Here is a 20,743-nt window from a genome sequence, read left to right on the forward strand (position 1 = left end):
TACCGTAAACGCAAAGCCGTTGCAGGCCAGGCCACGCGCCTCCACGCGCAATGCTTCAAAAACGGAGCGTGGGAACGGTCACCTTGGGCATCAGGCGCTGGGTGAAATAGCTGTCCTGGTAGTACTTGATCTTGTCGCATTTCACCGGATGCGGGATGCCTTCGTACAGGAACACCTCCTTGTCGAATCCCATCGCCTTCAGTTCCTGCGGCAACATCAGCGCACGCTTCTCTTCCGACTCGCTGAACGACACGCTGCCCTGCGCGCCGTGCGACTGCGAGCGGTTGCGTTTGCGCACCGTGGTGTAGCCCAGCATGTCGGAATAGTCGTTGGCGTCCTGCTGTTCGCGCGGGGCGTAGATGATCTGCAGTGCATGGTTGGTGATGATGGTGCGCGAGACGTCCTTGCCGTAAGTGGCGTCGAGCTGCGACATGCTCTGGATGATGGGCAACAGGCGGATGTTGTAGCCGGCCATATAGGACACCGCCGAGGCGATGATCTCGACCTTGCCGATGGCGGTGAATTCGTCCATCAGCAATAGGCACTGGTGCTTGAGCTGCGGATTGCTCTGCGGCAGTTCCTTGGTGTTGAGGTTGATGATCTGGTTGAAGAACAGGTTCACGATGAGCCGGCTCTCGGCCAGCTTGTTGGGCTGGATGCCGATGTAGATGGTCATCTTCTTCTTGCGCACGTCGGTGAGCAGGAAGTCGTTGGCGCTGGTGGCGGCGTCCAGCACCGGGTTGATGAAAGCGTTGAGCGGCTCTTTGAAGGTGCCCAGGATGGAGGCGAAGGTTTCCTCTGCCTGCGACAGCATATTGGCGAAAGCGGTCTTGGCATGATTGCTCAGAAACGGCTGTTTCGACAGCTTCTGCAGATAGGCCTTCAACTCGCTGCCATCGCCGGAGGACAATCGATAGATGCCGCCCAGCGTCGGAAACGACAGGAATTCCTTGGGATATCCCTGCCCGTGCTGTTCGTCGAAATTCTCGAACAGGTACAGGGCAAAGGCGGTGAATGCATTACGCGCCTGGCTGACCCAGAACTTCTGGTCGTCCGAGCCATCCGGATACAGCATGGCGGCGATACTCTGCAGATCGGAGATACGGAAGGCCGGGTCCTGCGAGACGTAGCTCAGCGGGTTCCAGCGGTGCGTGCGGCGATCTTCGGCGAAAGGATTGAACAGATAGATTTCCTGGCCCTGGCTGGCGCGCCAACCGCTGGTCAGGTCGAAGTTCTCCTGTTTGATGTCCAGCACCACCATCGATTCCTGGTAATCCAGCAGGTTGGGGATGACGATGCCCACGCCCTTGCCGGAGCGCGTAGGCGCGGCCAGGATCACGAACTGCTGCCCGCTTAGGCGCACCAGCTTGCCGTTGAACTTGCCGACCACGATGCCGTTGTCGGACTGCTTGAACAGGCCATGCTTGGCCAGGTCGCCCGCACCGGCGAAACGCGCATCGCCGTGCATCGACTGCTTGGCCGGCTTGAGCACCAGGACCAGCAATGCCAGCCACACCAGCAGGGGCAAACCGAAACCCAGGTAGCCGGCCACTTTGATCTTGCCCGCGTAACGCTGCACCTGGGGCAGGTCCAATGCTTTCCAGTAGTCGAGGTAGGTGTTCCACTTCAACAGGCCCGTATCTAGCTTGAGCAGCAGCAGCGCTAAATAGCCGGACAGATACAGCCCGGCCAGCAGGAACGCCAGCAAGGCGAACAACGCGAAAACGAGCTTTTTACTGTCCACCTGCAACTCCTTGTCTTGTTCTTTCTTCCGTGGCCTGCGAGCTTAGCGCCGGCGCTTTTTCGGTTTGACCGATGCCGGCGGATCGCTGCGCTGCGCGCTTTCTTCCTCGATCAGCCGGTCCGCCCAATCGCGTGCGTCTTCAAGGCTGACCTCGTGCCGCAGTTTGGCGCCTGCCGACGACAAAACGGCGTAACCGGTTACGTCCGCCGGATCGAATTGCGCTTCCTCGGTAAGGGCGACGATCTGATAGCGTCCGCGGACGAGTAGCGTATGGCTGTATTCCGTCATGGCCTGGCCTCCTGGCTTCTGCTCCGATCATAGTACGTACTGCCCGCCTAATTGAAGTCCCGGCTCGAAGTCCCTGCTGACAGCGAAAGCCTCGCGGGCAATCACGCCGCAGACTGCATCCGCGATTCGGTCGCCGCGATGGCCTGCTCCACCAGCGCCCAATCCGCGCCATTACGATGCGCGCCTTCGCTCAGCACCTGGCGGAATGCGCGGCCACCGGGTTGTCCATGGAACAATCCCAGCAGATGCCGCGCGATGTGCTTCAGCGCCAGGCCCTGATCGAGCCTGCTCTCCACATAAGGGCGCATTGCGCGCAGCAGTTGTGCGCGCGGCAGCGTTTCCCCGCCGGACAGAGCCGCATCCAAGCGATGCAGCAGATAGGGATCGTGATAGGCCGCGCGGCCCAGCATCACTCCGTCGGCGTGCTGCAGATGCAGCAGCGAATCTTCCACGGTCGCGATACCGCCATTGACCGCAATCATGAGATCCGGGCGCTCACGCTTAATCCGGTATGCCCAGTCGTAGCGCAGCGGCGGCACTTCGCGATTTTGCTTGGGCGAAAGGCCCTTCAGCCACGCGTTGCGTGCGTGCACGAAGAAGATGCGGCAACCCGCGCTGGCCACGGTATCGATGAAGCCGGCGAAACGGTCGTAGTCGTTTTCCTCATCCACGCCCAGCCGGCATTTCACGGTGACTGGAATGTCCACAGCCGCGACCATGGCCGATACGCTGTCGGCGACCAGCGTGGGCTCTTTCATCAGGCAGGCTCCGAAACGGCCGGCCTGCACGCGGTCGGAGGGGCAGCCGACGTTGAGGTTGATTTCGTCGAACCCATGTTCCTGCCCCACTCGCGCTGCGCCAGCCAGCAATGCAGGGTCGCTGCCGCCCAATTGCAGGGCCACGGGGTTTTCGACCGGGTCGCGCGCCAGCAGCCGTGCGCGATCGCCCTGCAACACCGCGTTGGCGTGCACCATCTCGGTATACAGACGCGCGCGCGGCGCCAGCAACCGATGGAACACACGGCAGTGGCTGTCGGTCCAGTCCATCATCGGGGCGACGGACAGGCGCAGGGAATCGGTGGAAAGAGGCGCGACGGGCATGCGCCTATTGTAAAGGCAGGCCGGTCGCGGGACTCGGCAGATCAGCGGCGGGCTCTGTAGCGGCCTGAAAAAACCAAGGCCCAACGCCGTTCAGCTCACAAGCGCATCGCTCTTGGCATGCGCGAACACGACCTGGTTGCCGTCCTGGTCCTGCACGATCGCCACGTCCACCAGATCGGATCTGGATTTCTCGCCGATACGTATGCCTTTGGATTCCAGGCCGGCGATTTCGCGATCCAGATCCTCCACCACCAGCGTCACCGACGACAAGCCTGCGCGAATGCCGTCCTCGAAGACCTGGACGCATCCGCCGTTGGGAAGCTGCCATTCGGCCACTTCGTCCATCGGACGCGACGCCGGCCCAAGTATCTGTTCGTACCAGACCACGGCCGCATCGATGTCCTTAACCGCGATTCCAGCCAATGCGTTGACGATGGACATAGCACTCACCTTTCGCTTCAGATAGTGCTTGGATACAGAAGACACGGTTACTAGGTAGTGAAACCCGCGCTACAGGTCATGTCCGGGTCACGGGTTGCCCCGAAAACATGAACGGGCGTTTATGCGGCCCGCGACAGGTCCGGCATTTCCGCCTCGGTCCGCAGTCGAAGTCCGAACTGTCGGGCCAGATTCTCCAGCAGCACCGGCTTGACCGCGTCCATGCCGGATGGTCCGCCCAGATCGGACAGCGTGGTGACTTCCAGGCCCTGGTAGCCGCAGGGATTGATGCGATGGAACGGTTCCAGGTCCATGCCGACGTTGAATGCCAGGCCATGGAAGGTGCATCCGCGGCGCACGCGGATCCCGAGCGCTGCGACTTTGGCGCCTGCGACATAGACACCGGGCGCGCCTTCTTTGCGCTCTGCGTGGATGTTCCATTCTGCCGCGGTGTCGATGATGGCTTGTTCGATCCGGTGGACGTATTCGCGCACGCCGACCTTCATGCGTTTCAGGTCGAACAGCGGATAGGCCACGATCTGCCCGGGTCCGTGATAGGTCACTTGACCGCCGCGGTCCACGTGGATGACGGGGATATCGCCGGCGGCCAGCACGTGTTCCGGCTTGCCGGCCTGGCCCAGGGTGAACACCGGTTCGTGCTCCACCAGCCAGATCTCGTCGTCGGTGGTTTCGTCGCGCGCATCGGTGAAACGCTGCATCGCGCGCCATACCGGTTCGTAGGACTGGCGGCCGAGCTCGCGCACGCGGGCCGGCGACGCGGTCATATCGTCCACTTCACTTCCGGATGCGCGCGCAATGCGTGGTGGGCGGCGTCGTACTGGGCGCGATCATCGGCACGGAAGCCGATGCGCACCGAGACGTATTTGCCGTTGGAGGAATGCTTCCAGCTGATGCTTTCCTCCAGCACTTCGATACCGGCAGCGACCAGCAGGCGCGGCAGTTCGGTTTCCAGCCCACCGTCGGCCGAACCCATGGCACTGAGCTCGAACGTGCCGGGGAACTGGAAGCCGTGGTCGGGGTTGTCAGATTTGATTTCCATATCGCGATTATTGGGCCGTTTTGGCCTAAACCCAAGTGTTGCGGTGAGAACGGCCGTGGGAGCGGCGTCCCGCCGCGAATTTTTGTCCGGTCCTGTGCCAAGCCCGAAATCAAAAGCAGAGCTCGCGGCGGAACGCCGCTCCCACGTCGGGCCGACTATGAAAAAGGCCGCATTCGCATGCGGCCCTAGTCGAAAAATCACCCGTCTTGCTTCGTACGCCCCTGCTCTTTGCCTCCTGGCCTTGTTTATTCGTCGATACTTTTCTTCTCGTTGGATTCAGATACGGCGTAATCCGTGACTACACCCTTTTTGTCGTACTCGATATGCAGGACATAACGTTTGGTATTTCGATCTCCTGCACCTTGTTCAACCGCCACGTCGGCGGCCGTACCGGTGTTGCTGGAGAACGGGAGCAAACTCCGCATGCGGCCCATTACCGACTTGCGCGCTTTTCCGCCAGCCGTATCGCTTTCGTTCTTGTCGTAGGTCCACTCTGTGTCATATCCGCCCTGGGAGGCCGGCGCCCGGGAGATGCTATCGGGGTTCCCGTAAATCACTTTGATCTGACTGCTTGTGGTTTTACCGATGATGATGTTTTGCTTGAGCTGCGCTGGCTCGAACTGACGCAGATCTGCCGAGCCCGCGTGCGCGGCAACGGAGAACAAGACCAGCATAGCCACAGTAAAAACGCGCGAGTATCCCTTGCTCATAAAGCGATCCTTCCATAGTGGTTGAGTTGAGCGGCACCGTAGATCTCACATGATCTTCCGAGTGTCTTACCGATGGTAAATCATCGCCGCTGCGTGCGCACAACCCTAGGAAAAACGCGATATATCTCACACTTACAAGTGCTTGCGCGTAGAGATTGCGGAGAATGCCAACTCTGCTTCTGAACCATGGAGGGCGGGAATCGCTCCGGCTCCCACCGCGTCGAATTTGTCCTCGTAGACGGAGGAAGAAACCACCTTCTCTTAAGTTGATTCAGCGCGAGAGCTCGGTCATGGTGGAATTGACCCAGCCCTTGTTGCCCAGCTCGTCTTCCACTTCCCACATCATCCCGTCCTTGTTGCCGGTCGGGTACAACATCATGCCCGGATCCAACGTGCGCACAGCCTTTCCGGTGCCCTTGGAATTGGCCAGCAGGCGCGCAGACCTGGTCACCGTAAGAGCCTGGGTGACGTTGGCGGCCGAGGCGTTGTCCGGCAAGCCGCCCAGTTGGCTGATGATGTCGGTGTAGGCCTGCAGATACGCCAGGGTGATGACCTGGCCCAACTCGGTGTTGGCGTAGCCGGAAGCGCCCGCCTCGCCCCAACCGCTGCCGCCGAACAGTCCGGCGCTGGCGCCCCAGCCGATATCGGTCTTTTTGGCGTTGCCCTCGGCCATGGCCACTTGCTCGGACGAGCGCACATCGGTGACGGTCAGGACCACATCGGCGGTCTTCTTCTTGAAATTCAAGCCGCCCGCGATTCGGCCAACATCACCGCCGATCAGGCCGCCGAGCAACCCGCCGATCGCATTGCCGCCGGCGTCGTTGTTCTGCGCGATCAGATCCGGCACCAGCACATAATCGGCCGCCTTGATCTGGCCCTTGCCGATGTTGGAACGGCCACGCAATTCGCCGCTGGAGGCCAGCGCGCGTTCGCCCATGGCCGCGTTCATGCCGGCGCCGCGGTCGACCAGGGTGAAGCAGCGCGACTTGGTGACGAAGACCTTGATCAGCTTGGACGGCGCTGGCAACTGCTGGCCGCTCCACCAGTTGGTCGCATCTTCCGGTTCGATCACTGAGATGGTGCCGAGGCGTTTGGCACAGGTCGGAATTTGCGCGGTCTGTTCTTTGCGCTGCTCCTGCGCGCTCTGGCGTTGCGCCAGCGCCGGCGCCGAAGCTGCGGCCAGGGCCAAACCGAACACGCCTGCGGCCAGGGCCGCGTGCCTGGAAATATTGATAGTCATCGAACCTTCCCCAAATAAAGAATGCATGAACGCCGGAGTCGGCGCTGCGGACGCCCGCGCCGGACACCGGTCCGTAATCAGCACCGGAACAGTCGTAGGAACGCGGGTTCCTGACTACCTCGGCCACTTCGCGGAAAACTGTGGCCCCAGAAACGAGAAAAGCCGGCTTGCGCCGGCTTTCCATGGGTCATGGCAGGCGGATCACTCCGACTCCCACCACATCCAGAAGCTGTCCCACAGGCGGCGGAAGAATCCGCCTTCTTCCACTTCGTTGAGCGCGACCAGCGGCGCCTGCGCCACCAACTTGCCGTCCAGGCTGACCTTGACCGTGCCGACGGTCTGGCCTTTCTTGAATGGCGCCACCAAGACCTTGGGCACGTCCATGGAAGGCTTCAGGTCCGCATAGCGGCCGCGCGGCACACCCACCAACAACGGTTGCGCAACGCCCAGCTGCACCTGCTTGGTGGTGCCTTTCCAGACGCGCTGCTGGGCGATGACCTTGCCGGATTCGTAGAGGCGGTGGGTTTCGAAGAAGCGGAAGCCCCAGTTCAACAGCGCCATGCTGTCGTCGGCGCGCTGCTTTTCCGAAGTGGAGCCCATCACCACCGCGATCAGGCGCTGGTCGCCGCGCTTGGCCGAACTCATCAGGCAATAGCCCGCGCCCGAATGGTGGCCGGTCTTGATGCCGTCCACCGCGGAGTCGCGCCACAACAGCAGGTTGCGGTTGGGCTGGGTGATGGTGCCTACAGTGAATTCCTTGATCTTGTTGAAGGCGTAGGTGTCCGGATAGTCGCGGATCAATGCCTGCCCCAGCAACGCCAGATCGTAGGCGGTGGAATAGTGCTCCGGCGCCGACAGGCCATGCGCATTGACGAAGTGCGAGCCCTTCATACCGATCTTGGCGGCGTAATTGTTCATCAGCGCGGCGAAGGCTTCCTCACTGCCGGCAGCGTGTTCGGCCAATGCGATAGCCGCATCGTTGCCCGATTGCACCGCCATGCCTTTTTCCATGTCGACGAGCTTGGCGGTCTGGTTGACGGCGAAGCCGCTATAGCTGCCGTCGGTGCCCGCGCCGCCCTCGCGCCAGGCGCGTTCGCTCAGCATGACCTGGTCGTCGGGCTTGATCTTGCCGTTCTTCTGTTCGGCGGCCAGCGTGTAAGAGGTCATCACCTTGGTGATGCTGGCCGGCTCTACGCGTTCGTTATAGTTCTCTCCCGCCAACACCTGACCGGTGGTGTAGTCCATCAGCACCCAGGCGGTTCCCGCAGGCTTGGGGGCAGGCGGGACGGCCACTGGCGCCGTGGCCGCCGCGGGTGCGGCAGGTTGCGGCACGGGCTGGGGCGCGGGAGTCTGGGCGAAAGCCAGGCCGACCGTAACGGTGGCCAGCGCGGCGATTGCGAAACGAAACTTCATTTGCTGCTAACTCCAGGAAGGCCGGGGCCGATGAAAGAAGGAAATTGTACGGGTTGAAGCTTGAGGTGTCGGTGCTGGGTAGGCGGTCCGCAGCAGCGAACACGCCCGTTTGGACGGCTATTCGCGAACTACCTGCGGCTGGCCAAATCCCAGGCCTGCGATACGACCGGCAAGTTCCGTGGCGGCCGCCTGGTCGGCGGCGTCTACGCGCAGACGCCAGAGGGTACGGCCATTGCTGGCGACATCGCTCAGGCTGGCGCGGGCGATGCCGGCGGCACTCAATCTGGCCAAGGCGCGGTCGGCGTTCTCGCGGCTGGCGAAACTGGCCACCTGCAGCTGCACGTCTCCATTGGGACGCGTCGGCATCGAGGCAGGGCGCGCGGCAGCGGCCGGCGGCGCGGCACGTGCCACTTCCACCGCAGCGGGCGCGGCAGATGCGGGCCGGTTCTCCACCGCAGCGGGCTTGCCGGTGGCGACGCGCACGCCGCGCGAGCTCATCCAGGCGTCGAATTCGTCGGCAGTGGGTTTTTTGTCCAACTGCGGGGTGACGTGATAGCGCCAGGGCTGCGAAGGATCGGACGGCGCATCGTCGTCGGTGGCGGTCGCCAGCGCTTGCTTGGGCAAATTGTCGACTAGTTCGTCCATCGGTGTCGGTTTGCCGGTGGCGATGCGCGTGGGTACGCCGGTGGCGATCGTGGTCTTCACCGCAGCGGGAGCGGATGCCAGCATGCTGCCCTGATCGGCGCTGGTCAGCGCGCGTACTTCCACATTGCCAGTTCCCCGCTGGGTGATGCCCAGCTTGACCGCAGCGGCATAGCTAAGGTCGATGACGCGGCCATCGTGGAAAGGTCCGCGATCGTTGACGCGCACCACCACCGACTTGCCGTTGTCCAGGTTGGTGACGCGCGCGAAGCTCGGCAGCGGCAGGGTTTTGTGGGCGGCGGTGAAGGCGTACATGTCGTACACCTCCTGGTTGGAGGTGCGGCGGCCGTGGAACTTGTTGCCGTAGTACGACGCGGTGCCGCGCTCCACGTAACCGTCGACACGCTGCATCACTTCGTACTTCTTGCCCAATACGCTGTAAGGGGAGCGGTTGCCGATGGCCGAACGCGGCTCGCTGGTGACCAGCGGCTCGGCGATGCAATCCACATCGGGAACGTGGTCGGGCGTGGTATCGGGGACATGCGGCGCATACAGCCCGCCGGCCTGGTAGTCGCCGCGTTTGCTCAGGTCTTCCTGCGCCGGCGAGTATTTCTGCGTGCAGCCCGCAGCGTTCGTTTGTGTCGGCACCGGGGGTTGCGCACGCCGGCCGGCGTCGGCCGACGAGGGCGGAGGAGAAGACTTCTTCGGTGCGCTGCTGCAAGCCGCAAGCGTGAGCGCCATCAACGGCAGCGCCAGCCACCTCATGCCGGTGGAATCTCTTTGCCGGCGATGGCCTGCGACAGCTGGTAGACGGCCATCGCGTACATCTTGGAATTGTTGTAGCGGGTGATGGCGTAATAGTTCTGGAAGCCCAGCCAGTACTGCTTGCCGGCACTGCCTTCCAGCGAGACCAGGGTGGCGGTGGCATCGGGCGCAACCGGATCCAGCGGACGGTATCCGCGCTGGGCCAAGTCGGCCAGCGTGTAGTCGGGCGTCCAGCTCTCGGGATTGAACTCCGCGTAACCCGGCTGCAGTTCCGCGCGTGCGACGACCGCGCCATCGCGCACCCAACCGCCGCGTTCGCCGCCCTTCTTCAGGAAATAGTTGGCGATGGAGGAAAACACGTCGTCGTAACTGTTGAACAGGTCGCGGCGGCCGTCGCCATTGCCGTCCACCGCGAATTCGCGATAGCTGGAGGGCATGAACTGGCCAAGGCCCATCGCGCCGGCATAGCTGCCGGTCAGGCTGGCGATATCCAGGTTTTCCTCGCGGCCGAGCGCGAACAGCTGCGCCAGTTCGTCGCGGAAGAACTGCTCGCGCTTGTATTCATAGGCCGCGCGCCCGGGATTGCCGCTGCGCGGATAGCGGAACGCGAGCGTGTACAAGGCATCGATCACCCGCGTGTTGCCGGTGAACCCGCCGTAGCTGGTTTCCACGCCGATGATGGAGACGATGATCTCGGCAGGCACACCGGTGCGTGCCTGCACGCGCTGCAATTCATCGCGATGTGTGGCGAGGAAGGCGCGCCCGCCCTCGATGCGCGATTCGGTAATGAAATTGGGGCGATATTCGGCCCAAGTCTTGGTCCGCTCGGCCGGTCGCGACATCAACGACACCACGTTGTCGAGGAACTGCGCCTGCGACAGCGTGGCTTCGATCGTGGCGGGCGCGATGCCGTATTTGGCCGCTGTATCGCGCACGAAATCGGCTCGCGCGACCTCGAAAGGGACAGGAATCGGATCGATAGGCGCATTGGCCGGCAGGGCTTCCACGGAAGCCTCCGCAGGGCCTTTCGCGGAGTTGGGAGTCACCGGCTCGGCGGCCGTTTGCTGCGCCGGCGTCGGGGACTTCACCGGCGTCGCGCATGCTACGAGGCCAAGGGTAAACAGACAGAAAAGAGCGGTTCGGGTCATCGGCGCCGAGGGTAGCATGCGTGTTGCGAGGAAGAGTGAATAGTGCGAGAGCAACTTCTTCTCGCAGCGGCGGTCCTGCAAGACCTCCCCCTTTGGAAAGGGGGACTGAGGGGGATTTGCTCTTGCTCCTGATGTGGTTCTGTTTTGCTGGTTGCTCATCAACAAGCAAGATCAAAAGCAAATCCGTCGTAGCCCTCTTTTTCAAAGGGGGAAAGCAGTGGCGGCGCTTTCACCTATTCATCAATGGATGCATCCATTGGTGGATAGGTGCTTACTCAATATCCGTGCACCGGACGATGCGCGCGGACCGACATCACCAATCCCAACCCGGCCAGCAGCGATACCGCCGAGGTCCCGCCGTAACTCAGCAATGGCATCGGCACGCCCACGACCGGCAACAGGCCGGAAATCATGCCGCCGTTCACGATCACATAGACGAAGAACGAAAGCCCGATGGTGCCGGCGATCAAGCGCGAATAGGTATCCCGCGCATCGATGGCGATCCACAGGCAACGGCCGATCACGAACAAGTACAGCGCCAACACTACGGCCACGCCGATCCAGCCGAACTCCTCGGACAGCACCGCGAAGATGAAGTCGGTGGTGTGCTCGGGCAGGAAGTTGAGGTGCGACTGGGTGCCTTCGCCCCAGCCCTTTCCAGTCATGCCGCCGCCGCCGATGGCGATCTTGGACTGGATGATGTTCCAACCGGTGCCCAGCGGATCGTTTTCGGGATTGAGGAAGGTCAGGATGCGATCCTTTTGATAAGGACGCAGGAACCACAGCCATGCCACCGGCGCCGCAGCCGACACCCCGCCTACTGCCACGCCCACCCACCACCATGGCAATCCGGCGAGCAGCAGTGCGAATACGCCGCTGGCCGCAACCAGCATGCCGGTACCGAAATCGGGCTGCAGCAGGATCAGTCCGGTCGGCACGCCGACCAGCAACCCTGCCGCCAGCACGGTGCGCAAGCGCGGTGGTAACGGTTCGCGGTGCAGAAACCAGGCCATCATCATCGGCAAACTGAGCTTCATCAGTTCCGAGGGCTGGAAATAGAACAGCTTCAGGTCGATCCAGTGATTGCCGTGCTTGCCGCTGCCGATGAACAACACCAGGATCAACGGCAGCAACGAGACCAGAAAAATGCCTGGTGTCCATGCGCGCAAGCGCGTCGGCGTCACCCGCGACAGGCCCCACATCGCCGCCAAGCCGACCACAAAACGCGCGCCCTGCGCCAGCATCAGCCGAGTGCCCTGTGTTTCGCCACCGGCGCTGTACAGCACAGCCAGACCGATACCCATCAACGCGCTGAGCGCCAACAGTAGCGGCCAATCCAGGGTCCGCAGGAAATAACGGACCAGATCCGTCAGCCAGCGCAGAATCTCGCTCATGGCTGGGGCTCCTGCGGCTTGGGCTTAAGCCCCTCTCCCGGCGGCGCCCCGGAGGGGTGTGCAGGGCTGAGAGGGGTTGGGGTGAGGGTACGGTTTACACGTGGAGCGGCCGAGGTTGTTGCATTGACGTTTTCGAGCGCGGGCGAGTTGGGTACGACGCGAGTGCCTGCATTCGCCTCATCCCCTACCCTCACTCCAACCCCGGGGGGAGAGGGGCTCGAGGCAGTTGCGACCGTTCCCGGTTCTGCCTTCTCCGTCTCCGGCACTTCCGGCATCTTGCCCAGCAGCCACGCATCGAAGACCTTGCGCGCGATCGGCGCGGCGGTGTCGGCACCGAAGCCGCCGCCTTCAATCGCAATGGCAATGGCGATGGTCGGGTTTTCGGCCGGCGCATAAGCGATGAACAGCGCGCGGTGGCGCCTGTGCATGGGCAGTGACCGAGGGTCTACCGCATAGGCGCTGCGGTTGACTACCTGCGCGGTGCCGGTTTTACCGGCCATACGATAAGGCGCGCCGAGGGCGACTCTGCGCGCGGTGCCGCCGGGGCCGTTGACCGTCATTTCCATGCCTTCCTGAACCACACGCAGGTTCTCAGGATGGTCGGTGATGCGGATGGGCGCCGGTTGCGGTAACGGTTGCCAGGGCGAATCGAAACCGCTGCGTTGCGCGGCGACGAGATGGGGGCGACGCAACATGCCGTGGTCGGCCAGTGCGGCGGTGCCGCGCGCGAGCTGGAGCGGGGTCACCTTCCACATGCCCTGTCCGATGGACGCGTTGACCAGATCGCCGGGATACCAGCGCTCCTTGTTGAGCTTCAGCTTGGCCGCCGGCGACGGCAGGATCCCGTCGATCTCGCCCATCAGGTCGATCCCGGTGGGTGCGCCGAAACCATACTTCTTCAGATACGTGTCGTAGCGTTCCACGCCCATGTCCAGTGCCAGGCGGTAGTAATAGGTATTGACCGAATCGGCGATCGATTTGCGTGCATCGGTCCAGCCGTGGCCGCCGCGGTGGGAATCGCCCCAGCCGCGGCCCTTCATGCCGGGCAGGCGGAACATGCCAGTAGACAGGACCTTGTCTTCGGGTCTGCGCAAACCACTGTCCAGCCCGGCCAACGCGGTCAGCGGTTTGATGGTGGAACCCGGCGCCACCCCGCCCAGCACCAGCCGGTTGAACTGCGGGCGCGAAGGGTTGCTGTTCAATGCGTTGAAGTCAGCGTGCGAGATGCCGTTGACGAACAGGTTGGGGTCGTAACTGGGCAGGCTGACCATGGCCAGCACTTCGCCGGTACGCGGGTCCAGGGCGACCGCCGAGCCCTCCAGTTCGCCGAAAGCCTGCACCATGGCAAGTTGCAGGTTGGCATCCACGCTCAGCCGCAGGTCCGAGCCCGCCTGGGCCGGCACGCGTCCCACCGTGCGCAGCGCACGGCCCTCGACGTTGGTTTCGACCTGCTCGTAGCCGATCTTGCCGCGCAGTACGTCCTCGTAATAACGCTCGAGGCCGGTCTTGCCGATGTGGGTCAAGGCGGCATTGCCTTCACCCAGGGTTTCCAGGTCCTTGTCGTCGATGCGCGCCACGTAACCCACGATATGCCCGAACAAGTCGCCATAGGGATAGCGGCGGGTCAGATAGGGCTCTAGCTCCACCCCGGGAAAGCGCCAGCGATCCACCGCGAAACGCGCCATCTCTTCCTCGCTGACCCGCAACTTCAGCGTGATCGGCCGAAACCCCCGGGTCGCCTTGCGAGTGGCCTCGAAACGCTCGATGTCTTCCGGTGTGAGAACGAAAATCTTGCCCAGCTCAGCGACCAGCTTTTTCGGATCGCCGGCCTTCTCCGGCATCACCTCAAGCCGGAACGCAGGCACGTTTTCTGCTAGCAGCCGGCCTTTGCGGTCGAAGATGGTGCCGCGGCCGGGCACCACCGGTTTGGGTTTGATGCGATTGGCCTCGGACAGCGTCGCGTACTCGGTGTGGTCGAGCACCTGCAGCTTGAAGTACCACCCGGCCAAGCCCAGCAGCGCGACCGCGACCATGATGAAACCGAGCGCCGCGCGGCGACGGAACTGTTCGGCTTCCGCATGCGGATTCTTCGACGGTCGGCGGACGGGCCGCATGATTACTGGCGCTTGCCCAGGCGCAGCGCATCCAGCATCACAAACAGCGGCGGCCACAGCAACATGCCCAACACCGGCGCCCACCAGTAGTTCCAGGGCAACGCCGGCTCCCCTAGCGCCAGATGCACGGCGCCGGTCACCACCCGATCGTTGAGCAGCAGCACCCCGATCGCCAGCGCTTGCTGCGACATCGGGAAGAAGCGCAGGCGGGCGCGGAACCGCTGCAGGATGAAGGTCATGATCACCAGGCGCAGCGCCTGTTCGCCGAGCAACGCACCGAACATCAGGTCGGCGATGATGCCGACCGTGAAAGCGAAACCTAGCCCGGCGCTATCCGGCGCTTCGATAACCCAATAAGCCAAGATCAGCGCCAGCCAATAAGGGCGTAGCGGCTGCAACAAGCCAGGCAAGGGCAACAAGCCCAGCAGCAGCGCGATGATGATGCTCACCGGCATGATCCAACCTCTGCGTGGCCGGCTCATCGGGTGGGCTCCTGCGGAGTTGCCGGGACTGGGTTTGCAGGCTTGGTTTCAAGCCCCTCTCCCGCCGGCGCCCCGTAGGGTTGTGCAGGGCTGAGAGGGGTTGGGGTGAGCGTACGGTTTACACGGGAAGCTGCAGACGTCGGTGCATTCGCATTTTCGACCGCGGGCGAAGACGTTCCAACGCCAGCACCAGCACCAGCATTCGCTTCACCCCGTACCCTCTCCCCAACCCCTCTCCCGTCGGGAGAGGGGCTCGACGCGGCGGCTTCGCCCATTGCCGATTCCCTATTCCTTATCAACGCCTTCGGCGCCGAACGCAGCAGGAGTACGTCGCGCCCGCGATTGAGCTGCGCGGCGGGCCTGAGTTCGCCGACCAGGAACGCGCGGCTGTCGTCGGGACGCAGGCCGGTCACCGTTCCCACTGGAAAGCCGGCCGGAAACCGTCCGCCCAGCCCAGAGCTGACGATGACGTCCCCGATCTTCACGTCGGTATTGAGCGGCACATCGGACAGTTCCAGATGATCGCCACGGCCGTACACGATCAGGCGTACGCCATTGCGCACCACCACCACAGGCACCGCGTGGTCGGGGTCGGTCAGCAGCAGCACGGTGGAATGGGACGGGGTAGCTTCGATGACCTGCCCCATCAAACCGCCGGCGTCGATCACCGCCTGACCCACATGCACGCCATCGCTGCTGCCCGCATCCAGCACCAGACGCTGGCGGGTCGGGTCGAGATCGATGTTGAGGATCGGAGCGAGCTGCACGTCCAGGCCGCGACTTTCGGCGGCGCCCAGCAACGCACGCAGTTGCGCATTGTCGGCAGCGGCCGTTTGCAGGCGGGTCAGGCGCGCGTTGGCGATCAGCAGCTCATTGCGCAGGTTGCGGTTTTCCGTGGTCAGGCGGGTACGGGTGCCGGCATCGTCCTGCATGCGCGTGCCCAGCCGTCCGGGTAGCCCAGCCAGCCACCACAAAGGCTGGGTGGCGACGTTGGCCTGCACGCGGAACTGCGAAAGCCAGCCGCCACGGTGATCGAAGATGACCAGCGCGATGGCCAACGCCAGGTATCCCAATAGCCTGAGCGTGCTGGCGACTTCGCCTGGACGGGCAGTGACGGGAGGACCGGCGTAGGACGGCACGTATCGGGGTTCGGATGGGAGGAAAACGAGAAGCGGCAGTATCGGTGATTGCCGCAGAAGTTGTGCGAACCGCGTGCAGAAATCGTGGGAGCGGCTGCTCCCACGCGATGCATTTTATTCGGGGGCGAAGAACTCGTTGCCGTGCATGTCCACCAACTCCAACGCGCGACCGCCGCCGCGGGCCACGCAGGTCAGCGGATCGTCGGCCACCTGCACGTGCAGGCCGGTTTCCTCGGAGATCAGGCGATCCATGTCGCGCAGCAGCGCGCCGCCGCCGGTGAGCACGATGCCGCGCTCAGCCACATCGGCGCACAGCTCCGGCGGGGTCTGCTCCAGGGCCAGCTTGACCGCACTGACGATGCCGGCCAGCGGTTCGTGCAGCGCCTCGAGCACCTCGTTGGAAGTGATCTTGATCATCTTCGGCACGCCCTCGGCCAGATTGCGGCCGGAGATCTCCAGTTCCTGCACTTCCGGCTGCGGATAGGCGCAGCCGATCTGCAGCTTGATGCGTTCGGCCGTGGCCTCGCCGATCAGCATGCCGTGGTTGCGGCGCACGTAATTGGTGATGGCCTCATCGAAGCGGTCGCCGCCGATGCGCACCGACTGCGAGTAAACGATGCCGTTCAGCGAGATCACCGCGACCTCGGTGGTGCCGCCGCCGATGTCGATGACCATGGAGCCGCGCGCCTCGGTGACCGGCATGCCGGCGCCGATGGCCGCCGCCATGGGCTCCTCGATCAGGTAGACGTCGCGAGCGCCGGCTTCTTCCGCCGACTCCTTGATCGCGCGCCGCTCCACCTGGGTGGAACCGGCCGGCACGCATACCAGCACGCGCGGGCTGGGACGCAGGAAGCGCGACTTGTGCACCTTCTTGATGAAGTACTTCAGCATCGCCTCGGTGTAGGTGAAATCGGCGATAACGCCGTCTTTCATCGGGCGGATGGTGGTGATATTGCCCGGGGTGCGGCCCAGCATCTGCTTGGCCTCGGCGCCGACGGCGGCCACGGTACGGGTGCCCCCGAAAGCGCGGTCCTGGCGCACGGCGACTACCGAAGGTTCGTTGAGGACGATGCCCTGCCCGCGTACGTAGATCAGGGTGTTGGCCGTGCCCAGGTCGATGGACAGGTCGTTGGAGAACATGCCGCGGAGTTTCTTGAAGAACATCGAGGGAAGAGTCCTGCTGTGCCGACGCGGCGCAAAGTCCGCGCGGTGGGGAATTCGGGGGTTCGCTAGACTAACAACCGCCCCGGGGTGCGGCAAGGGAAAATCTGGGGAAAACCGTACTATTTCCAGTGTTTCGCGACATCCGCCGCGATCGTTCATACGCCCCGCAGTTCGCGCGCGCTGGTCTGCACCTGTCCCAGCCGTTACCCTTTGCGCCGCCAAGGTGCCGACGCCTGGCCGTTGCCCGGCCCGCCGGGAGCGACTTTCCTCATTGAAGAGACTGCCCGATGTCCGCACTGATCTGTGGTTCCCTCGCCTACGACACCATCATGGTGTTCCCGGACCAGTTCAAGAACCACATCCTCCCGGACAAGGTCCACATCCTCAACGTGTCGTTCCTAGTGCCGCGCATGCGCCGCGAATTCGGCGGCTGCGCCGGCAACATCGCCTACAACCTCAAGCTGCTGGGCGGCGAGCCGATCCCGATGGCCACCGTGGGCCAGGATTTCGGTCCCTACCGCGAGTGGTTCGTGGAGCAGGGCATCGACATGAGCCAGGTCAAGGTGATCGACGAGCTGTTCACCCCGCAGGCCTTCATCACCACCGACCTGGACAACAACCAGATCACCGCCTTCCATCCCGGGGCGATGATGCGCAGCTACGAGAACCATGTGAAGAACGTGCCCGGTGTCAGCTTCGGCATCGTCAGCCCCGACGGCCGCGAAGGCATGCTGCAGAACGCGACCGAATTCGCCGAAGCCGGCATCCCGTTCATCTTCGATCCCGGACAGGCCATGCCGCTGTTCAACGGCGCCGAACTGCGCCATTTCATCGAACAGGCCGACTACGTCACTGTCAACGACTACGAATCCAACCTGCTGCAGGAACGCACCGGCTGGAGCGAAAACGAGATCATGCAGCGGGTCAAGGCCTACATCACCACCCGCGGCCCGCACGGTTCGCAGATCCACACCCCGGAAAAGACCTTCGAAATCCCGCCGGCGCACGAACGCCGCGTCACCGATCCCACCGGCTGCGGCGACGCGTTCCGCGCAGGCCTGATCTTCGGCATCGAGAAGGGCTACGACTGGTTGACCATCGGCCGCATGGGCAACCTGATGGGCGCGCTGAAAGTCGAACACCCGGGTACCCAGAACCAGCGCTTCGACTACGCAGAGTTCGCCGAGCAGTTCAAACAGCAGTTCGGCTATTCGCTGTAATCATCCGCAATCCGCGTAGGGCGGGTCTTGACCCGCCTTCAGAGAGTTCGCGATATCCCTGAAGGAGGGTCAAGACCCGCCCTACACTACCTCCTGCTGATCACATCACATGCGCCAGCCAGAGCAATTCCGGCTGCGCCAACCGTTCGAACTCGCTGTAGGGCATGCGCACCACATCCGTGTGCGAACCGGCGTTGAAAGCGATTTCGGCTTGTCCGGTCAGGCGCGAATCGACATAGACCGGCATGCCGTAGAGATTGCCGAACGGAGGCATCGCCCCTAGTTCGCAATCCGGGAACGCATCGCGGAATTCGTCTTCCTGCGCGAGTTCCACCAGATTACCGCCCATCGCGCGCGACAGGCGCAACAAGTCGACCCGGTAGGTGGCGGGCATCACCATCATCGCCAGCTTGCCGTCGACCTTGAGCATCACGGTCTTGGCGAAATGCCGGCTGCCTATATTCGCCGCGGCCGCGGTCTGGTCCGCGGTGATGGTGCGTTCGTGGGTGAGCGCGGTGTAGTGGCCGTGGCGCTCGTCTAGGAAGTGGTGCAGTCGTGGAGAGAGCATGGTCGCCTCCGCGTGGCGCAGGCTCGCCGTCCGATGCAGCGCTGCGTCGCAGATGTACCTGACGCGAGCTTCCGGCGTCGCGTCACCTTGGCGGGCGCGTTCATTGCGCTTGCGCTCGCCATGAAGCCAAGCATACTCCCGCCGGCCGAGGATGGCGTGATGGTCATGCGCGCTGAGCAAAGAGCTTGAATGACGGAACAAAAAGGCCAAACACGGAGTGCCCCCTTTGAAAAAAGGGGCTACCGGGGATTTGCTTTTGATCTTCCTCTCGCTAGAGCAAGCGCGGAACAAAGACAAAGCAAGAGCAAATCCCCCTACCTCCCCCTTTTTCAAAGGGGGAGGTCGACACGGCACTTGCTATGAGTGGGCGATTAATTCCAACCCGGCATCTGCGCGCCATCGAGGCCACCGGTTTCGAAAGTAGCGGTGCGCGTGCCGCCGCCTTTGATCGGAAATTCAATCGAAAGGACTTTCGTCTTGCCGACCAACCGCCACAACCCTTTGTAGTCGGTGACGAACATCGCGATCGCTTCGTCGGTATCGGGGCGCCAGGCGGCCATCGACTTCGCAGCGCCGCCATCGGCCACGACTTTCACGTTGCAGCCTCCGGCGCAACGGAAATCGCTGGCCTGCAACACCAGGTAGGCGCTGCGCTTCCATTTGGGATGGTCGCGGAACACCAACTGCACCGGCTTTGCACCGCTGCCGTCCAGGTCCACCGGATCCTTGCTGTAGATCATCGCCGAACGTTGGGTACCGCCTGCCGCGGAGACCTGGGCGTAATTCCACAGCGCGGCGAGCCGGCGCTGCTCGCGCGCCGCTTCGCCCTTGGCTTTCACTTCTTCGTAGCCAGCTTTCATCTTCGCGGCCGCCTGGCTGTCGGGATACTGCGAGAGCAACGCCGAGCCGTGCACGCGCGCCATGTCCCAGTTCTGGCTGGTCACGGCGTTGTCGTACTCGCGCGCCAAGGCCGCGGCCGCTTCTTCCTGAGCGGCTACCTGCGCCTGCGCGGCGGCGCGCTGTTCGGCTTCGCGATCGCCGCAGGCGCTCAATGCAAGCGCGCAGAAGAGCAGGAAGACGGCGTTCTTTGCCTTGCTTATTTTCATTGAGTCGATTTTCATCGGGCTGCTTTTCATCGGGATGCTCCCTTGTTGATCAGGTACTCGACCGCGGCCGCGACCTCGTCCGGTTTTTCCACTATCGACATATGTCCGCAACCGTCAAGCAGTACCTTGCTGGCTTGCGGCATCTGCGCGGCATAAAGGTCCATGGCGCTGAAATCGATCACCGCATCCTGCCTGCACCACAACAGCAATGCAGGCTGACGGATATACGCAGCGGCTTCACCCGGCAGGAAGCGTTCGTCACTGCGTCCTATCCTGTCCAGCACGCTTTGTTCGAATTGGGCCTGCTGCTTGCGCCAGCCGATCACCGCGCGCGACGCTGGCCAAGGGATCGAGGGCTTGGCGGCATCGAGATGGAACACCGTATCGAGGTAGCGCTTGAGCGACGCCTCGTCTTCCACGCCGAACGGGTTCTTGCCCGCCAACACCTCGGTGCCGAACTTGTTGTCCTTGAAACGCACGCCGGCGGCATCGAATAGTCCCACGCGCGCCACGCCTTGCGGGCGATCCGCGGCGGTCAGGGCGACGATGCCCCCGCCCATCGAATGGCCCAGCAGCACGACTTCGCTGCCCGGCTGTTTGGCGATCTCATCGATGAAAGCCGCGACCCTTTCGCTTTGCGCCACGAACCCGTAGTCCTGCCCTTTGATGCGCTCGCTGTCGCCCCAGCCCGGCAGATCCGGAATCAGCAGGCGATAGCGGCCGCGTAATCTCTCGGCCAACGGATACCAGTTCTCCTTGCTACCGGTGAAGCCGTGGATCATCACTACGGTGGGCGCGTCGGCCTCATCTGCTTCGCGCACCGCGTAGACCCAGCGGTGGCCGGCCACCTGCGCCTGGCGCAGCGACAGGCCCGCGGCCCAGCGCTGCCGCGCGAACTCCGCATGGATCAACGCCAGCGGATCGCGCCACAGCCATACCGCCATCGCGCAAACGAAAACGGCCGCCAGCAAGGCGACCGTTTTCAGAGTACGACGCCGAGAACGCATC

Annotated in this window: 20 protein-coding genes; 1 reads left to right on the top strand and 19 read right to left on the bottom strand. The window is 63.2% G+C overall.

Annotated features, from left to right (window positions below; genetic code table 11):
* Nucleotides 1-55: 55 nt before the first annotated feature.
* From AC1DTQ_RS15760 to AC1DTQ_RS15835, 16 genes are all read right to left on the bottom strand, one after another.
* Nucleotides 56-1,744 (bottom strand): type IV secretory system conjugative DNA transfer family protein, encoded by a 1,689-nt coding sequence (locus AC1DTQ_RS15760; RefSeq protein ID WP_477850787.1) that lies wholly within the window; start codon nucleotides 1,742-1,744, stop codon nucleotides 56-58.
* A 42-nt stretch (nucleotides 1,745-1,786) separates the two neighbouring features.
* Nucleotides 1,787-2,032: a hypothetical protein gene (locus tag AC1DTQ_RS15765; RefSeq protein ID WP_477850788.1), complete on the bottom strand. Its 246-nt coding sequence runs from the start codon at nucleotides 2,030-2,032 to the stop codon at nucleotides 1,787-1,789.
* 101 nt (nucleotides 2,033-2,133) lie between these two features.
* Nucleotides 2,134-3,132, bottom strand: a complete 999-nt coding sequence (dusA, locus tag AC1DTQ_RS15770; protein WP_477850789.1) for a tRNA dihydrouridine(20/20a) synthase DusA — start codon at nucleotides 3,130-3,132, stop codon at nucleotides 2,134-2,136.
* 90 nt (nucleotides 3,133-3,222) lie between these two features.
* Entirely contained in the window at nucleotides 3,223-3,573 is a 351-nt protein-coding gene (locus AC1DTQ_RS15775) for a VOC family protein (RefSeq protein ID WP_477850791.1), read from the bottom strand.
* 119 nt (nucleotides 3,574-3,692) lie between these two features.
* Complete coding sequence (lipB, locus tag AC1DTQ_RS15780; protein WP_477850864.1) at nucleotides 3,693-4,355, bottom strand: lipoyl(octanoyl) transferase LipB; 663 nt, start codon at nucleotides 4,353-4,355, stop codon at nucleotides 3,693-3,695.
* Complete coding sequence (locus AC1DTQ_RS15785) at nucleotides 4,352-4,630, bottom strand: DUF493 family protein (protein ID WP_477850792.1); 279 nt, start codon at nucleotides 4,628-4,630, stop codon at nucleotides 4,352-4,354. Before AC1DTQ_RS15785 ends, lipB begins: the two co-directional genes overlap by 4 nt.
* Nucleotides 4,631-4,875: 245 nt before the next feature.
* Nucleotides 4,876-5,340 (bottom strand): hypothetical protein, encoded by a 465-nt coding sequence (locus AC1DTQ_RS15790; RefSeq protein ID WP_477850793.1) that lies wholly within the window; start codon nucleotides 5,338-5,340, stop codon nucleotides 4,876-4,878.
* A 271-nt stretch (nucleotides 5,341-5,611) separates the two neighbouring features.
* The gene (locus AC1DTQ_RS15795; RefSeq protein WP_477850795.1) at nucleotides 5,612-6,580 is read right to left on the bottom strand and encodes a CsgG/HfaB family protein; all 969 of its coding nucleotides are present in this window, start codon (nucleotides 6,578-6,580) and stop codon (nucleotides 5,612-5,614) included.
* A 201-nt stretch (nucleotides 6,581-6,781) separates the two neighbouring features.
* A complete protein-coding gene (locus AC1DTQ_RS15800; RefSeq protein WP_477850796.1) occupies nucleotides 6,782-7,993 on the bottom strand; it encodes a D-alanyl-D-alanine carboxypeptidase family protein in 1,212 nt (403 codons plus the stop codon).
* A gap of 117 nt (nucleotides 7,994-8,110) precedes the next feature.
* Entirely contained in the window at nucleotides 8,111-9,400 is a 1,290-nt protein-coding gene (locus AC1DTQ_RS15805; RefSeq protein ID WP_477850797.1) for a septal ring lytic transglycosylase RlpA family protein, read from the bottom strand.
* Nucleotides 9,397-10,548 (bottom strand): lytic murein transglycosylase B, encoded by a 1,152-nt coding sequence (gene mltB, locus AC1DTQ_RS15810; protein ID WP_477850799.1) that lies wholly within the window; start codon nucleotides 10,546-10,548, stop codon nucleotides 9,397-9,399. The genes AC1DTQ_RS15805 and mltB overlap by 4 nt, the downstream gene beginning before the upstream one ends.
* Before the next feature lie 275 nt (nucleotides 10,549-10,823).
* Nucleotides 10,824-11,942, bottom strand: coding sequence for a rod shape-determining protein RodA (gene rodA / locus AC1DTQ_RS15815; RefSeq protein ID WP_477850800.1), 1,119 nt, complete (start codon nucleotides 11,940-11,942; stop codon nucleotides 10,824-10,826).
* Nucleotides 11,939-14,056 carry a penicillin-binding protein 2 gene (mrdA, locus tag AC1DTQ_RS15820; protein WP_477850801.1) on the bottom strand — a complete coding sequence of 706 codons (2,118 nt, stop codon included), beginning with the start codon at nucleotides 14,054-14,056 and terminating at the stop codon, nucleotides 11,939-11,941. Before mrdA ends, rodA begins: the two co-directional genes overlap by 4 nt.
* 2 nt (nucleotides 14,057-14,058) lie before the next feature.
* Entirely contained in the window at nucleotides 14,059-14,538 is a 480-nt protein-coding gene (mreD, locus tag AC1DTQ_RS15825; RefSeq protein WP_477850802.1) for a rod shape-determining protein MreD, read from the bottom strand.
* Nucleotides 14,535-15,677, bottom strand: a complete 1,143-nt coding sequence (mreC, locus tag AC1DTQ_RS15830) for a rod shape-determining protein MreC (protein ID WP_477850803.1) — start codon at nucleotides 15,675-15,677, stop codon at nucleotides 14,535-14,537. Before mreC ends, mreD begins: the two co-directional genes overlap by 4 nt.
* 114 nt (nucleotides 15,678-15,791) lie before the next feature.
* Nucleotides 15,792-16,841 carry a rod shape-determining protein gene (locus AC1DTQ_RS15835; RefSeq protein ID WP_093283831.1) on the bottom strand — a complete coding sequence of 350 codons (1,050 nt, stop codon included), beginning with the start codon at nucleotides 16,839-16,841 and terminating at the stop codon, nucleotides 15,792-15,794.
* Nucleotides 16,842-17,128: 287 nt separating this feature from the next.
* Between AC1DTQ_RS15835 and AC1DTQ_RS15840 the strand changes: the two genes are divergently transcribed.
* Nucleotides 17,129-18,061: a carbohydrate kinase family protein gene (locus tag AC1DTQ_RS15840; RefSeq protein WP_310095207.1), complete on the top strand. Its 933-nt coding sequence runs from the start codon at nucleotides 17,129-17,131 to the stop codon at nucleotides 18,059-18,061.
* A gap of 100 nt (nucleotides 18,062-18,161) precedes the next feature.
* Here the strand turns inward: AC1DTQ_RS15840 and AC1DTQ_RS15845 are convergent, their stop codons facing one another.
* The 3 genes from AC1DTQ_RS15845 to AC1DTQ_RS15855 all read right to left on the bottom strand — a co-directional run bounded on the left by AC1DTQ_RS15845 (nucleotide 18,162) and on the right by AC1DTQ_RS15855 (nucleotide 20,742).
* Nucleotides 18,162-18,629, bottom strand: a complete 468-nt coding sequence (locus AC1DTQ_RS15845) for an aminoacyl-tRNA deacylase (protein ID WP_310095205.1) — start codon at nucleotides 18,627-18,629, stop codon at nucleotides 18,162-18,164.
* A gap of 371 nt (nucleotides 18,630-19,000) precedes the next feature.
* Entirely contained in the window at nucleotides 19,001-19,750 is a 750-nt protein-coding gene (locus tag AC1DTQ_RS15850; protein WP_477850805.1) for a hypothetical protein, read from the bottom strand.
* 11 nt (nucleotides 19,751-19,761) lie between these two features.
* Nucleotides 19,762-20,742 carry an alpha/beta fold hydrolase gene (locus AC1DTQ_RS15855; RefSeq protein WP_477850806.1) on the bottom strand — a complete coding sequence of 327 codons (981 nt, stop codon included), beginning with the start codon at nucleotides 20,740-20,742 and terminating at the stop codon, nucleotides 19,762-19,764.
* Nucleotide 20,743: the final 1 nt, after the last annotated feature.

This window comes from Pseudoxanthomonas sp. P4_B2 (assembly GCF_056402315.1).

What these genes read in the sequence shown, in the direction of transcription:
- AC1DTQ_RS15765 (WP_477850788.1), bottom strand. Translation starts at nt 2,032, where the DNA reads ATGACGGAATACAGCCATACGCTACTCGTCCGCGGACGCTATCAGATC.
- dusA (WP_477850789.1), bottom strand. Translation starts at nt 3,132, where the DNA reads ATGCCCGTCGCGCCTCTTTCCACCGATTCCCTGCGCCTGTCCGTCGCC.
- AC1DTQ_RS15775 (WP_477850791.1), bottom strand. Translation starts at nt 3,573, where the DNA reads ATGTCCATCGTCAACGCATTGGCTGGAATCGCGGTTAAGGACATCGAT.
- lipB (WP_477850864.1), bottom strand. Translation starts at nt 4,355, where the DNA reads ATGACCGCGTCGCCGGCCCGCGTGCGCGAGCTCGGCCGCCAGTCCTAC.
- AC1DTQ_RS15785 (WP_477850792.1), bottom strand. Translation starts at nt 4,630, where the DNA reads ATGGAAATCAAATCTGACAACCCCGACCACGGCTTCCAGTTCCCCGGC.
- AC1DTQ_RS15790 (WP_477850793.1), bottom strand. Translation starts at nt 5,340, where the DNA reads ATGAGCAAGGGATACTCGCGCGTTTTTACTGTGGCTATGCTGGTCTTG.
- AC1DTQ_RS15795 (WP_477850795.1), bottom strand. Translation starts at nt 6,580, where the DNA reads ATGACTATCAATATTTCCAGGCACGCGGCCCTGGCCGCAGGCGTGTTC.
- AC1DTQ_RS15800 (WP_477850796.1), bottom strand. Translation starts at nt 7,993, where the DNA reads ATGAAGTTTCGTTTCGCAATCGCCGCGCTGGCCACCGTTACGGTCGGC.
- AC1DTQ_RS15805 (WP_477850797.1), bottom strand. Translation starts at nt 9,400, where the DNA reads ATGAGGTGGCTGGCGCTGCCGTTGATGGCGCTCACGCTTGCGGCTTGC.
- mltB (WP_477850799.1), bottom strand. Translation starts at nt 10,548, where the DNA reads ATGACCCGAACCGCTCTTTTCTGTCTGTTTACCCTTGGCCTCGTAGCA.
- rodA (WP_477850800.1), bottom strand. Translation starts at nt 11,942, where the DNA reads ATGAGCGAGATTCTGCGCTGGCTGACGGATCTGGTCCGTTATTTCCTG.
- mrdA (WP_477850801.1), bottom strand. Translation starts at nt 14,056, where the DNA reads ATGCGGCCCGTCCGCCGACCGTCGAAGAATCCGCATGCGGAAGCCGAA.
- mreD (WP_477850802.1), bottom strand. Translation starts at nt 14,538, where the DNA reads ATGAGCCGGCCACGCAGAGGTTGGATCATGCCGGTGAGCATCATCATC.
- AC1DTQ_RS15835 (WP_093283831.1), bottom strand. Translation starts at nt 16,841, where the DNA reads ATGTTCTTCAAGAAACTCCGCGGCATGTTCTCCAACGACCTGTCCATC.
- AC1DTQ_RS15840 (WP_310095207.1), top strand. Translation starts at nt 17,129, where the DNA reads ATGTCCGCACTGATCTGTGGTTCCCTCGCCTACGACACCATCATGGTG.
- AC1DTQ_RS15845 (WP_310095205.1), bottom strand. Translation starts at nt 18,629, where the DNA reads ATGCTCTCTCCACGACTGCACCACTTCCTAGACGAGCGCCACGGCCAC.
- AC1DTQ_RS15850 (WP_477850805.1), bottom strand. Translation starts at nt 19,750, where the DNA reads ATGAAAATCGACTCAATGAAAATAAGCAAGGCAAAGAACGCCGTCTTC.
- AC1DTQ_RS15855 (WP_477850806.1), bottom strand. Translation starts at nt 20,742, where the DNA reads ATGCGTTCTCGGCGTCGTACTCTGAAAACGGTCGCCTTGCTGGCGGCC.